The 14,350-nt window shown below is 47.6% G+C and carries 10 protein-coding genes; 2 read left to right on the top strand and 8 right to left on the bottom strand.

Going from position 1 to position 14,350, the window contains the following annotated elements:
• Window positions 1-158: 158 nt before the first annotated feature.
• Window positions 159-2,108 (bottom strand): fructose-1,6-bisphosphatase, encoded by a 1,950-nt coding sequence (locus GKG41_RS13795; RefSeq protein WP_154259545.1) that lies wholly within the window; start codon window positions 2,106-2,108, stop codon window positions 159-161.
• Window positions 2,109-2,352: 244 nt separating this feature from the next.
• Here GKG41_RS13795 and GKG41_RS23910 point away from each other — a divergent pair, with 244 nt between their 5' ends.
• Window positions 2,353-5,277: an N-acetylmuramoyl-L-alanine amidase gene (locus tag GKG41_RS23910; protein WP_154259543.1), complete on the top strand. Its 2,925-nt coding sequence runs from the start codon at window positions 2,353-2,355 to the stop codon at window positions 5,275-5,277.
• Between the two features lie 91 nt (window positions 5,278-5,368).
• On the top strand, window positions 5,369-6,625 hold the full coding sequence (locus GKG41_RS13785) for a glucosaminidase domain-containing protein (RefSeq protein WP_154259541.1): 1,257 nt from the start codon (window positions 5,369-5,371) through the stop codon (window positions 6,623-6,625).
• Window positions 6,626-6,676: 51 nt separating this feature from the next.
• Here GKG41_RS13785 and GKG41_RS13780 read toward each other — a convergent pair whose 3' ends face one another.
• From GKG41_RS13780 to ilvD, 7 genes are all read right to left on the bottom strand, one after another.
• Entirely contained in the window at window positions 6,677-7,090 is a 414-nt protein-coding gene (locus tag GKG41_RS13780; RefSeq protein WP_072853113.1) for a C-GCAxxG-C-C family protein, read from the bottom strand.
• A 24-nt stretch (window positions 7,091-7,114) separates the two neighbouring features.
• Window positions 7,115-8,347: a DUF1015 family protein gene (locus tag GKG41_RS13775; RefSeq protein WP_154259539.1), complete on the bottom strand. Its 1,233-nt coding sequence runs from the start codon at window positions 8,345-8,347 to the stop codon at window positions 7,115-7,117.
• A gap of 21 nt (window positions 8,348-8,368) precedes the next feature.
• Window positions 8,369-8,521, bottom strand: coding sequence for a hypothetical protein (locus GKG41_RS13770; RefSeq protein ID WP_154259537.1), 153 nt, complete (start codon window positions 8,519-8,521; stop codon window positions 8,369-8,371).
• A gap of 62 nt (window positions 8,522-8,583) precedes the next feature.
• On the bottom strand, window positions 8,584-9,750 hold the full coding sequence (locus GKG41_RS13765; protein ID WP_072853117.1) for a phosphoglycerate dehydrogenase: 1,167 nt from the start codon (window positions 9,748-9,750) through the stop codon (window positions 8,584-8,586).
• A 1-nt stretch (window position 9,751) separates the two neighbouring features.
• Window positions 9,752-10,834, bottom strand: coding sequence for a 3-phosphoserine/phosphohydroxythreonine transaminase (gene serC, locus GKG41_RS13760; RefSeq protein WP_226903887.1), 1,083 nt, complete (start codon window positions 10,832-10,834; stop codon window positions 9,752-9,754).
• A gap of 114 nt (window positions 10,835-10,948) precedes the next feature.
• The gene (ilvB, locus tag GKG41_RS13755) at window positions 10,949-12,628 is read right to left on the bottom strand and encodes a biosynthetic-type acetolactate synthase large subunit (protein WP_154259533.1); all 1,680 of its coding nucleotides are present in this window, start codon (window positions 12,626-12,628) and stop codon (window positions 10,949-10,951) included.
• A 15-nt stretch (window positions 12,629-12,643) separates the two neighbouring features.
• On the bottom strand, window positions 12,644-14,314 hold the full coding sequence (ilvD, locus tag GKG41_RS13750) for a dihydroxy-acid dehydratase (RefSeq protein WP_154259531.1): 1,671 nt from the start codon (window positions 14,312-14,314) through the stop codon (window positions 12,644-12,646).
• Window positions 14,315-14,350: the final 36 nt, after the last annotated feature.

The following is a 14,350-nucleotide window of genomic DNA, read 5'->3' as shown; positions in this document are numbered from 1 at the left end:
ATACATCTATTATACCAAAAAAGAGCCTCAAAGTCTTGTAAGTGCTGACTTTTCTGGCTCAATGGCGAAGAAAATCCGAGGCACTTGTCCTCGGACTTTGTCTACAGTCTGAGGGGACGTGTTCCTTTTAGAAAGAACACGTCCCCTTTTTTTACTCTTTACTTTTCTTTTATCAGGCCGCTTCTGTAAGCATCCAGAAGCTGTTTTAACTCATCAATTCTCTCTTGCAGGGCTTTCCCGTTATCTGTATCTCCAACCACCATTCGCTTTGCCACTCGTTTTACCAGTATGCTGTCTGATACGATATCTGTCTCCTGGGCTATAGCATTTTCTGCGGATGTGAAGGGCTCATGAGCGGCAAGAATGAGTCCGAAGGAGTTAAAGATAAGGGTATAGCCGGCAATTCCGGTTTCTTTTTGGTAAGCCTTTGAAAATCCACCGTCTATCACCAGTAATTTCCCGTTGCACTTGACAGGGCTTTCCCCTGACATGTGATGCACCGGTACATGGCCGTTGATAATATGTCCGTGCTCCGGGTCCAGTCCGAATTCCTGAAGGATACTGTTTACTACCGTATCATTTTCCAGCATACCATAGTAGGCATTCTTCACTTCCTTGTGGGTTTCCGGCTCTTTCAGGAAATACCGTTCCAGGGTTGCCATCTTGCTTTTTCCAAACAGCGGAGAACCGGGACCTGACCAGATATACCACAAAATATCCTTGCCCTTCTCTCTTTCCACAGGGTTGAGGGCAAAAAAGGCCTTTCTCACATAGGTATCCAGCACATCATACAGCGCTTTTCCCTTATATTTTTTTCCGTATATCTCTACGGTCATGAGACTTCCGTCATCGTTCAGAGGAACGCATCCGTGATACAGCAGATTCCCATTGAATGTTTTGTACAGACCTCCCTTATTCAGGAGCAGCATCATGTGCTGCTGAAGCTTTTCACAGTCGGTGAACGCTGTCACCAGACGCTCCATGATAGCTGTTTCTTCTTCTGTAAGTTCAAAGGGCTTCTTGGGATCTATGGTTGGGAAATTTTTGTCGATTAATGCATAGGTCTTCCCGTCCAGTTCCATTGTCCCGGCTTCATAATCTATCTTGTCCAGAAGCCGCCGGTCGCTCATCTTATATTCCTTACGCCTTGTCAAAAGCTGACCCTCCAGTTTAAACTGAATGATGGATATGGCCTTGTGCATCTTCATATTCAATTCTGTCTCTGCAGGATTATACACATCTGTCCCTTTAATTTTAAAGCACTCGCAGGGATCATTTTTATAAGTTGCAAGGGCAAAGGTTGCAAGGGGAAGCAGGTTAATGCCGTATCCGTCTTCCAGAATGTCCAGATTGCCATACCTGGCACAGATGCGTATCACGGTGGCAATGCAGGAACGCTGGCCCACCGCAGCTCCCATCCAGAGAATATCATGGTTTCCCCACTGAATATCCAGAGAGTGGTAGCTTGTCAGCTTATCCATAATGTGCTGGGGACCAGGCCCTCTGTCATAGATATCCCCCAGGATATGAAGATGATCTACTACCAGACGCTGAATCAGCTCAGAAAGGGCTATAATAAATACTTCCGCTCTCCCAATTTCAATAATCGTATGGACGATCTCATCATAGTAAGCTTCTTTGTCCACCAGATCCGGTTTTTCCGTAATCAGTTCTTCAATGACATAGGCAAAATCTTCCGGCAGAGCCTTTCTTACCTTTGATCGGGTATATTTGGAGGCTACCCGTTTGCAGACTTCGATGAGACGGTACAGGGTAATCATATACCAGTCTTCCATGTTCTCCCTGCTCTTTTTCACTACCTCCATCTTTTCTTTTGGATAATAGATTAAGGTTGCCAGAGATTTCTTCTCTCTTTCGTCCAGAGTGTGTCCGAACACCTCATTGATCTTCCTTCTCACTGCTCCCGAACCATTCTTCAGCACGTGGGAAAAGGCTTCGTATTCCCCGTGAATGTCGGTCAAAAAATGTTCTGTGGCCTTAGGCAGATTCAGTATAGACTGCAGATTAATGATTTCTGTAGAGGCTTTAGCGATTGACGGGTAAAGCTCTGCCAGACATTGAAGGTACTTCAGTTCTAATTTTTCCATTTCATACATTCTCCCAATACATTATTTATAGCAACTAACAGATAAACTATATTTGTAAGGTAACATATTTTTCTGACCCTTGCAATGGATGGCTTATAAATTCAGATTAAACTTTTCTTAAATTCAGAGGTCATTTTCTATTCCTCCATTGCAATCTGTCCGGCCATATACTATAATATGTAATGATTCATTAACATTTTAGTAACAAAGTTTTACGTTGCAAAAAAGCAAAGGAGAAAGACAAATGAAAAACATCCGAAAGAAACTCCTGTGCTATGTTCTGACTGCAGTTATGCTGCTCACTGCCTGGACGCCGGCTTACGCCAGCAGTCAGGCCCGTGACAGCCTTCCTGAGGAGGAACCCACACAGGATACACAACCAGACAACGACAGCAGGGATTCCCTTTCTCTGGACTGCCAGCTGCTTTTGACCCAGGAAGACGATACGCACCAATCCGTCATTCTTGAGATGGGGGATTCTTCTACTGTAATGGAAAAAGCAGTCCTCTCCTATCAGGATGGGGATGGGGAGATACATACTGCAGAAGCAGAGGAAATTGTTGAAAATTATGCCGCTTTCCTGCTGGATCTTCCAGGGGAAGGTGTTACCCGAACCTTTCTTTCTATCGTTACCACTGTAGGCGGTCAGGATATAGAGACCGGACTGCAGCCGGAGGAAGAAATGAATACCCTCAGTATTGACGAGGAACAAGCCGCGGAAATCATTGGGGATACAGCCAAGCAGACAGACACAGAGAGCCTCTCAGAGGAAGAATTGGATTATGTGAATCAAACAGTAGTCACAAAAGAAGGGGAGGACGGACTTACAGCTTCCGACATTTCCGAGGTGCTTCAAAGTGAAGCCGCTCCCGCTTCCATGTCCAGATCTGCTCTTTCCGCACCGAAAGCGGACACTAAAGCAGGAACCTTTACTGTAGTATTGGATCCGGGACACGGCGGAAAGGACGGCGGCGCGGAATACACCTTCAGCGACGGTACCAAATTCGTAGAATCACAGCTTACCCTGAAGATTGCTAATTATGTAAAAGAAGCCCTTGCCGCATATCCGGAGATTCAGGTGTATATGACAAGAACCGGAGACACCTATCTTCCCGACTTAGGAGAGCGGGTGGCCATCGGCGTTGAAAAAAATGCCGATATTTTTGTGAGCCTGCATATTAACTCTGCGGATTCGGAAAAAGCACATGGTGTGGAAATCCTGGTCCCCACAACCGGACGGTATAACCATGATGTAGCCGTAGATGCCAATCAGCTTGCAACCAACATTTTGGACAATCTTGTTGCCCTCGGCCTTTACAACCGGGGACTAAAATACAAAGATTCTGCTAGCGGCACAAAGTATCCGGACGGCAGTTTAGCTGACTACTACGGAATTATCCGCAACTGTATGGAGCAGGGACTTCCTGGCGTTATCGTAGAACATGCTTTTATATGCGGAGCAGAGGACAAGAAGTTTCTGGACAGTGAAGAGGATCTGAAAAAGCTGGGACAGGCAGACGCCAAGGGAATTGCCCAGTATTTCAATCTGGAGAGTACCTCTCATCCCAATAAAAATCTGACCAAATGGAAATATATTAATGGGAAATGGTATTATTATAAAGACGGCAAAAAGCTCACTGGCTGGCAGTATCTCGGTAGTAAATGGTATTACCTCAACAGCAGCGGAGTCATGCAGACCGGTTGGCAGTTTATCTCCGGCAAATGGTATTACCTGGAGAGCAGCGGCGCCATGGCAGAGGGCTGGAAAAAACTTGGAAACACCTGGTATTATCTTACCCCTGGAAACGGAGCCATGGTAGACGGCTGGCAAAAAATAGGCAGCCAATGGTACTATTTTAACGGCAGCGGCGCTATGCAGACCGGTTGGCTTCTCCTGGACGGCAAGTGGTATTACCTCAACAGCAGCGGCGCCCGGGCGAAAGGCTGGATAACCCTGGGGAAAACCCGGTACTACCTGAACCCGGAAACCGGAGTCATGGCGGTAAACTGGAATCTCATTGACGGCAAATGGTATTACTTTAATGCAAGCGGAGCAGCTCTGACCGGATGGCAGAAGATTGGCGGCAAATGGTACTATCTCAACAGCAGCGGCGCCATGGCGGAGGGTTGGCTCAAACTTGGAAAGACCTGGTACTATCTCACTCCGGGCAATGGAGCTATGAAAACCGGGTGGTATCTGGTAGGCAATACCTGGTACTACTCCGACAGCAGCGGTGCCATGCTCACCGGATGGCAGAAGATTGGCGGTAAATGGTACTACATGAATTCCTCCGGGGCCATGCTTACCGGATGGCAGAAAATCGGGGGCAAGTCCTATTTCTTCGACAACAGCGGCGTATGGATTGAGCATCCGGCTCAGGGCTGGCAGCTTGAAAATGGGAACTGGTATTACATAGGAGCCAACGGTTATCATACAGGGTGGCTATTAAACGGCGGTAAATGGTATTATATGGACAGTACCGGCAAGATGCTCACCGGATGGCAGACTGTAGGCGGAAAGACCTACTATCTTCTAAGCAGCGGCGCCATGGTCTCCGGATGCTACTATACCGTAGACGGTGTCACTTATACCTTTACCCAGTCCGGCGAGAGTCTGGGCAACATTGATGAATATCCCGGATACAAAATTATGGGGACAAGCTCTGTAACCGCAGATCAGATGGTTAAGTATTTTGCCACCAGCAAGCAGGCTTACCCCGCAGAAGTACTGGCAAAGGGCGGCGCTCCTGACATCAAAACCTTCTGTCAGATTTTCCTGGAAGAGTGCCAGACGGAAGGTGTCAAAGCAGAAGTTGCCTTCACGCAGGCAATGAAGGAAACCGGATGGCTTCAATACGGAGGAGACGTAAAGATTGAGCAGTTTAATTTTGCCGGCCTTGGGGCAACCGGAGGGGGAGTCCCCGGCTTGAGTTTTGCCGATGTGCGCACCGGTATCAGGGCTCAGGTACAGCACCTGAAGGCCTACGCTTCCAGAGATAACCTGGTACAGACCTGTGTGGACCCCCGTTTTACCTATGTTACCAGGTACTCCTCTCCTTTTGTAGAGTGGCTGGGAATCCCGGACAACCCCTTCGGAGGGGGCTGGGCCGCAGGAAAAAATTACGGCAGCAGTCTCATTGGAATGATTACAACATTAAAATCTATGTAACTCCAGGTTGTCATTCAGACTCCCATCCTATATAATAGTAAAGTGACAAGCAAGTAAAGAATCATCGGTTACATTACAAAGGAGTATTTGAATGAATGGAACAAAAAAGCGCTATCTATGCCATTTGCTGACGGCCTCTATGGTATTGGCCGCCCCTGTCTCTGTATTAGGGGCGGAATCCCCGGCACAGACCCTGTTATCCCCTTATCAGGTGTCCCTTCCCTCACCACTGATGCCGGATAGCGGCACTGAGACAGCTCCCGGAACTAACGGCTGGACAAAAGAAGGGGACTCTTGGTACTACTACATAAACGATGAGAAAAAAACGGGATGGCAAAAGATTAATGAGATATGGTATTATCTGGAGGACACCGGGGCTATGGCCGAAGGATGGACTCTCATAGACGATACCTGGTATTACTTCACCCCAGGAAACGGCTCAATGGCAACCGGGTGGCAGTTTATCGACAATAGCTGGTACTGTCTGGATGCCGACGGTGCCTGGAACGAGAATCCTGAAATTAATACCTCCGGAGGATGGAGCTTCCATGACGGTTACTGGTATTACAATAACCTGAATGGCTCTCCCATCAAAGGATGGCTGAAAGTGGATAACAAGCAGTATTTCTTTGATGAAACCGGCAGAATGACGACTGGATGGCTGACGCTGGATGGCAAACGGTACTACCTCGGGGAGGATGGCGTTATGGTCACCGGAGAACAAGTAATTGACGGCAGTAACTATACGTTCAGCACTGCAGGTGTGTGCAGTCAGGAGGTTACATCCTATGAGAGCAATGTGGATGCAGCCAGCGGAATGTATATCATCGAGGGCGCTACCTCCGTCTCCGTGGATCAGATGGCGAACTATTTTAAGGCTAACGCCGCCTCTTACCCTTCCGCAGTCCTTGCAAATGGAGGGGCTCCGGATATTGAGACCTTCTGTGAAATCATTTACGAGGAAGCAGCAGCAGAGAATATAAAGGCTGAAGTTGTTTTCACTCAGATTATGAAGGAAACAGGATGGCTCAACTACAGCGGCGATGTGTCTATTGGCCAGTATAATTTTGCCGGCCTCGGCGCCACCGGAGGAGGTGTACCGGGAGTTGCCTTCTCTGACGTGCGAACCGGTCTTCGGGCACAGATACAGCATTTAAAGGCGTATGCAAGTACCGCTGCACTGAATCAGCCCTGCGTGGACCCCCGGTTTAACTATGTAACAAGAAACACCTCCCCCTACGTAGAATGGCTCGGGATTCCCGACAACCCCTACGGCGGAGGATGGGCAGCCGGACAAAACTACGGAAGCTCACTGATTAAAATGATTCAGGATCTGAAATCTATGTAACAAAAAAGGAACCAATGTCCGTAAGAACATCGGTTCCTTTTTTGATGATAATTACTCTTCTTCCTGAAACAATACCTTCTCAGCAATCCTGGCAGCGTCCTCCACGCATCCGTCACAGCTTCTAAGCAGTTTCTTTGTCTCCACCCCTTTTAGCACTTTACATACCGTTGACTGGTTAATCTCTGAAAATTCTTTTGCGATTTCCTTTGACAGCTTGTACGTCTTCCCCTTTGTAGAAGTATCGCCGCATCCCTTGCTGTTCTTCATGCCAGCAAGGGCTATTACGCCCGATACTGCTCCGCAGGTACTCTGCATTCCCCCCATGCCGGCCCCGAAGCCCTCGATCATCTTAAACATGGTAGATTCGTCCACACCGACCAAATCACAATAGGTACAGGCAACTGCCTGGGCACAGTTATATCCCTGGCGATGCTTTTCCACTGCTTTCTCAACTCTGCTCTCCATACGTAAATCCTCCCAATCTTTCTATTATATTTCGTGTATAAACAATCCGCTGCGCAGCTTTGGCTCAAACCAGGTTGATTTTGGAGGCATCAGCCTTCCCGCGTCTGCCACAGCAAAAAGCTCTCCTATGGAAGTAGGGTACAGAGAAAAGGCTGCCATGCAGTCTTCTGCAACCCTTCTCTCCAGTTCCTTTAATCCCCGGATTCCGCCCACGAAATCAATTCTGGCGTCTGTTTTCGGGTTCTGGATTCCCAGGATCGGCTGAAGGAGCCTGTCCTGGAGAATAGATACATCCAAACCTTTCACGGGATCTTCGGAGACTACTTCCGGTTTAACTCTGAGAAGATACCAGGCTCCCTCCAGATACATGCCAAATTCTCCTTTTTTTGTGGGGCGTACTGGTTCTTCTCTTTTCTCCACAGAAAAGTCTCCCTGAATTTTTTCCAGAAGCTCACAGGGTGTATTGCCGTTTAAATCTTTTATTACCCGGTTGTAATCCAGGATAGACAGTTCCTCATCCGGAAACAAAACAGCCAGAAAATAGTTAAACTCTTCCTTCCCCGTATAGCCCGGATGTTCTGCACGCCTCTTTTCTCCCACTTTAACCGCTGATGCCGCTCTGTGATGCCCGTCAGCTATGTAGATTTCCTGAATCTTCCCAAAAGCACTCTCCAACTGTTCTATCTGCTCTCTGTCTTCAATTACCCACACACGATGTCCGATGCCATCCGGAGAAATAAAGTCATACACGGGCTTTTGCTGCTTTGCCTGGGCGACCAGAGCGGTTACCTCCCCGCGGGAACGATAGGCCAGAAAAATAGGACCGGTCTGGGCATTGCAGGTATCTACGTGGCGGATTCTGTCCAGCTCCTTTTCTTCCCTTGTATTCTCATGCTTTTTAATTACCTGACTGTGATAATCATCAATGGACGCGCAGGCCACGATCCCCGTCTGGCTCCGCCCATTCATAGTTAGTTCGTACAAGTAACAGCAGGGTGTTTCATCCTGGATAAATGCTCCCTTTGCCTTCATATCCCAGAGGGTCTCTTTGGCTTTCTCGTAGACACAATCCTCATAGGTTCCTACTGTATCTGGAAACTGCGTCTCCGCCCGGTCAATTTTCAGAAAGGAAAGGGGTTCTTTTTCCACTTCTGCCAGTGCCTCTTTTCTGTTGTACACATCATAAGGCAGAGCAGCAATCCTATCCGCCAGATCCGGCCTCGGCCTTATGCCCCGAAAAGCTTTAATATCAGCCATATTGGTTCTCCTTTTCATCCTTTAATTCTCAATCTTATGCAAAATCACTTCACAGATCCCATTCACTGCTTTTCTGTATTTCTTTTTATGCCTCTTAACGGAACGGTATATCTTCTGAAGATTTTTCATTCTCTTCCACCCTTTTTGAAAGGGATTCCAACTTTTCTTTTTCATTTCTACCTCTTTTTTATTGGCAAAAATGGGAATACCGCCCCTGCGGTACCCCCATAGGTAATTTATTCGCCTTTTACAATGCGGACCTTATAGACATCTTCGATTTCTCTTAATGATTCCACAACACTTTCAGGGATAGAAGTGGAAACGTCAATCATTGTATAGGCATAATCGCCCTTACTCTTATTTGTCATATCCGAAATATTCACTCCCGCATCGCCCAGAACCTTGGCAAACTGACTGATCATATTGGGGATATTCTTATGGTTCAGCGTAATTCTTCCGGCATCCACACAGATGCCTCCGTCACAGTTCGGGTAGTTCACTGAATTCTTAATATTCCCATGCTCCAGGTAATCTCTGAGTTCCTGAACGGCCATTCTGGCACAGTTATCCTCAGACTCCTCTGTGGAGGCCCCCAGATGCGGCGTCACCAGAGTTCCCTGTGTTCCTGCCACTGTGGGATTCGCAAAGTCGGTCACATATTTCTTGACCTTTCCTTCCTTTAGTGCCTCTACCAGCACCTCTTCGTCTACCAAAAGATCCCTTGCAAAGTTTAAGAGCACCACCCCTTCTTTCATGTGGCGGATGGCCTCCTCGTTAATCATCTTTCTGGTACCGTCCGTCAGAGGTACATGAATGGTGATATAATCACACTCCCTGTAAATCGTTTCCAGATCATTAATGTGGTGAATGGTCCTGGACAAGTTCCAGGCGGCGTCCACTGAGATATAAGGATCATATCCATACACCTCCATCCCCAGATGGGTTGCTGCGTTGGCAACCAGTACGCCGATGGCGCCCAGCCCTATGATACCCAATTTTTTACCGCTGATTTCACAGCCCGCAAACTGTTTTTTCTGTTTCTCGGCAAGTTTTCCGATGTCAGAAGCATTGCCCTGCTTTTCCACCCACTCAATACCGCCTACGATATCACGGGATGCCAGAAGCATTCCGGCAATTACCATCTCCTTTACTCCATTGGCATTGGCACCCGGGGTATTGAATACTACGACCCCCTTCTTTGTGCATACATCCAGAGGGATATTATTAACACCAGCCCCTGCTCTCGCAATTGCCTTTATATTATCCGGCAGCTGCATTTCATGCATGTTAGCGCTTCGTACCAGAATCACATCCGAATCTTCCAATGCTGTTTCCTGATAATCCTCAGAAAACCTGCTGATTCCCGCATCAGAGATAGGATTTAAGCAATGATACTTATACATTTTAACGGTTCTCCTCTTCAAATTTCTTCATAAATTCAACCAGCTTTTCCACACCTTCTATGGGCATTGCATTGTAAATGCTGGCGCGCATACCGCCCACACTCCGATGGCCTTTCAGGTTAACAAAGCCCTGGGCCGCGGCCTCTTTTATGAACCTGGCATCCAGTTCATCATTTCCGGTGACAAAAGGTACATTCATAAGGGAACGATCCTTGGGCACCACTGTCCCCTGAAACAACGCACTTCCATCCAGGAAATCGTAAAGGATTTTCGCCTTTTTCTCATTATACTGTTTCATGGCCTCCAGACCGCCCTGTTTTTTCAGCCACTTAAATACTTTCCCGCACATATAGATACAGTAGCAGTTCGGGGTATTATACAGAGATCCTGCGTCGGCATGTGTCTTATAAGTAAGCATGGTGGGAGTCCCCGGAAGTACATCCTCCGTAATCAGATCTTCCCGGATAATTGTAATTACCATACCGGCAGGGCCTACGTTCTTCTGCACCCCTCCGTAGATAACCCCATATTTGCTTACATCCATAGGCTCAGATAAAAAGCAGGAGGAGACATCCGCAACCAGAAGCTTACCTTTCGTATTCGGCAGTGTCTTGAATTTTGTGCCGTAAATAGTGTTGTTCTCACAGATATACACATAATCTGCATCATCGCTGACAGGCAGATCCGAGCAGTCCGGAATATAGGAAAAAGTTTTATCCTCTGAAGAAGCAATCTTGTTCGCCTTTCCATACTTCTGTGCTTCCTGGTATGCTCTTTTCGCCCACTGTCCGGTAACAATATAATCAGCCACCTTATGTTTCATCAGATTCATTGGAATCATAGCAAACTGCTGATGGGCACCGCCCTGCAGAAACAGGACTTTATAGTTATCCGGAATATGTAACAGTTCTCTCAGATCCGCCTCCGCATCATCCAGAATTTCCTGAAAAGCCTTGGAGCGGTGGCTCATCTCCATCACTGACATACCGGTTCCTTTATAATCTAACATTTCTTCTGCTGCTTCTTTTAATACCTCTTCCGGCAGGACAGCAGGCCCTGCTGAAAAGTTATAGACTCTTCCCACTTTACTCTTCCTCCTAATGTTCATTCTTTTCTTTCATATATCACATCAATGAACATTCTACTTCTTTGACATATTTTTGTCAATAAAAACATTTGTCTTCTTTGGAAAGACATCCTATCTCTGATTTAAGTCTTCCTCGTCAAATGCCTCCTCAATATTCGCTCCCGGTGATACCATAGGGAATACTTTATCGTCGCAGTCAACGATGCACTCAATCACGACTGTGGTGTTTAACTCTATGGCTTTTTTCAGAGCGGGCTCAACTTCCTCAGGCTTTGTCACACGGATTCCCACTGCGCCCATGGACTCTGCGAACTTCACAAAATCAACCTTATCATTTAATATGGTATGGGAGTACCGCTCTCCGTAGAACAGAGTCTGCCACTGGCGGACCATTCCAAGCACATGATTATTAATCACAACCTGTATGAGAGGAAGTTCGTTTCGAACTGCTGTGGCAATCTCATTCATGTTCATACGGAAACAGCCGTCCCCTGCGATATTGATTACTGTCTTCTCCGGTTTCGCAATCTTGGCGCCGATAGATGCGCCGAGGCCGTATCCCATAGTCCCCAGTCCCCCTGACGTCAAAAATGTCCTGGGCTCCTTATACTTATAGTACTGAGCTGCCCACATCTGGTGCTGCCCCACTTCAGTTACAATGACAGCATCCCCGTTGGTCACCCGATAGATTTCTTCTATAACAAACGGCCCGCTGAGTCCGTTTTTATTATATTTTAAAGGATACTTTTCTTTCATATCTTTGATATGGGTCAGCCAGTAGGTGTGATCTTTCGGCGCCACCCTCTCATTGAGGCGTTTCAGCACTTCTTTCACATCTCCTATGACAGAGGCATCCACAATTACGTTTTTATTGATCTCAGCAGCATCAACATCGATCTGAAGAATTTTAGCGTTTCGTGCAAAATTCTTGGCATTGCCTGTAACGCGGTCACTGAACCTGGCGCCTATGGTAATGAGCAAATCACATTCCGTTACGCCGAGGTTAGAGGTTTTGGTTCCATGCATGCCCAGCATACCTGTATAGAGAGGGTCTTCTCCCGGAAACGCCCCTTTTCCCATCAGGGTATCGGTAACCGGTGCCTGAATCTTTCTTGCCAGCACTCTTACTTCTTCGGATGCGCCGGAACTTATCGCACCGCCGCCCACAAATATATATGGCTTGTGAGCATTCTGAATCAGTTCCACCGCCCTCTCCAGATCCTCCTCTGTGATTTTAGCTGTAAAGGGCTGTATCTCCAGAGGTTTCTCATAGGTGTACTCTGCTTTATTTGCAGTTACATCTTTTGTAATATCCACCAGTACCGGGCCGGGCCGTCCGCTTTTTGCAATGGTAAATGCACGGCGGAGCGTATCTGCCAGTTTTGTTACATCCTTTACGATAAAGCTGTATTTGGTAATAGGCATCACAACGCCTGCAATGTCAATTTCCTGAAAGCTGTCTCTCCCTAGAAGAGGTACTCCAACATTAGCTGTAATAGCCACTACAGGAATGGAATCCATATAGGCCGTAGCGATTCCCGTTACCAGGTTCGTGGCACCCGGACCTGAGGTTGCCATACAGACACCTACTTTTCCCGTTGCTCTGGCATACCCGTCCGCGGCGTGGGCCGCCCCCTGTTCGTGGGAGGTAAGCACGTGATGAATCTCCTCCCTATGCCTGTATAACTCATCATATACATTTAAAATGGTTCCTCCCGGATACCCAAATACAGTATCTACCCCTTGTTCCTTTAAACACTCAATTACAATCTCAGAACCTGTCAGCTGCATACTCCGCTTCCTCCTTTACTGTTTCGGTATTTCTAATATCGCACCCCGGCTGCCGCTGGTAACCATAGATGCATAGCGTGCCAGATAGCCGGTTGTAATCTTAGGCTCTCTGGGTTTCCAATTCTTTCTTCTCTCTTCCATTTCTTCCGGTGATACCAACAGTTCCAAAGAATTCTCGGGAATATTGATTTTTATAATATCGCCTTCTTCCACCAGTGCGATAGGTCCGCCCACAGCTGCCTCCGGTGATACGTGGCCAATGGACGCACCTCTGGATGCGCCGCTGAAACGTCCGTCTGTAATCAGGGCAACTGATGATCCCAGTCCCATCCCGGCAATCTGGGAGGTAGGATTGAGCATCTCTCTCATACCCGGTCCCCCTTTTGGGCCCTCATAGCGGATAACCACAACATCCCCTGCAGCTATTTTGCCGGAGAGAATTGCCTCCGAGGCATCCTCCTCACAGTCAAATACCCGGGCAGGTCCCTCATGAACCATCATCTCAGGAACTACTGCGGAACGCTTTACCACAGCAGTATCCGGCGCCAGATTGCCCTTTAAAACAGCAATTCCTCCTGTTTCACTGTAGGGATTGTCAATTGGACGAATGACATCAGGGTTCTTATTCACACAGTCCTTAATATTTTCTCCCACTGTATGTCCGGTTACCGTCATACAATCTGTATGCAGCAGGCCCTTTTTATTCAATTCATTCATCACTGCATATACGCCGCCTGCCTCATTCAGCTCCTCAATATATGTATGTCCGGCCGGTGCCAGGTGGCAAAGATTAGGTGTTTTGGCGCTGATCTCGTTGGCAGTAGACGGGCTCAGCTCCACCCCTGCCTCGTGAGCAATGGCCGGCAGATGAAGCATACTGTTGGTAGAGCAGCCCAGGGCCATATCTACGGTGAGCGCATTCATAAATGCATCTTTTGTCATAATGTCTCTGGGACGGATATCTTTTTCCAGCATCTCCATCACCTTCATGCCTGCGTGCTTGGCCAGACGCAGTCTCTCCGAATAGACTGCCGGGATCGTGCCGTTGCCCCCAAGTCCCATGCCCAGCACCTCTGTGAGACAGTTCATGCTGTTTGCCGTATACATCCCGGAGCAGGATCCGCAGGTAGGACAAGCCTTCCTCTCGAATTCTTCTACTTCTTTTCCGGTCATTTTATTGGCGCTGTATGCACCAACAGCCTCAAACATACTGGACAGACTGGTCTTAGAACCGTGTATATGCCCTGCCAGCATAGGTCCGCCGCTGACGAACACTGTGGGGATATTAAGTCTTGCCGCTGCCATCAAAAGCCCCGGAACATTTTTATCACAGTTCGGCACCATTACCAGGGCGTCAAACTGATGGGCTATAGCCATTGCCTCTGTGGAATCACAGATTAAATCTCTGGTCACCAGGGAATACTTCATTCCCACGTGTCCCATGGCAATTCCGTCGCACACAGCAATCGCCGGAAAGACTCTGGGTGTCCCGCCTGCCATGGCCACTCCCATTTTGACAGCTTCTACAATTTTATCCAGATTCATGTGTCCCGGTACAATCTCATTGTAAGAACTCACAATACCAATCAACGGGCGCTCCATCTCTTCCCTGGTCAGACCAAGTGCGTTAAATAAAGACCTGTGGGGTGCCTGCTGTACCCCCTTTGTCACTGCATCACTTCTCATAATTTTTTCCCTTTCTGATTCTTATAATTCTCTCCC

This window comes from Lactonifactor sp. BIOML-A5 (assembly GCF_009677585.1).
In the GTDB taxonomy this organism is placed as follows: domain Bacteria; phylum Bacillota; class Clostridia; order Lachnospirales; family Lachnospiraceae; genus Lactonifactor.
The sequence above is the reverse complement of the archived record's forward strand: the minus strand, read 5'-3'. Positions and strand labels throughout refer to the sequence as shown.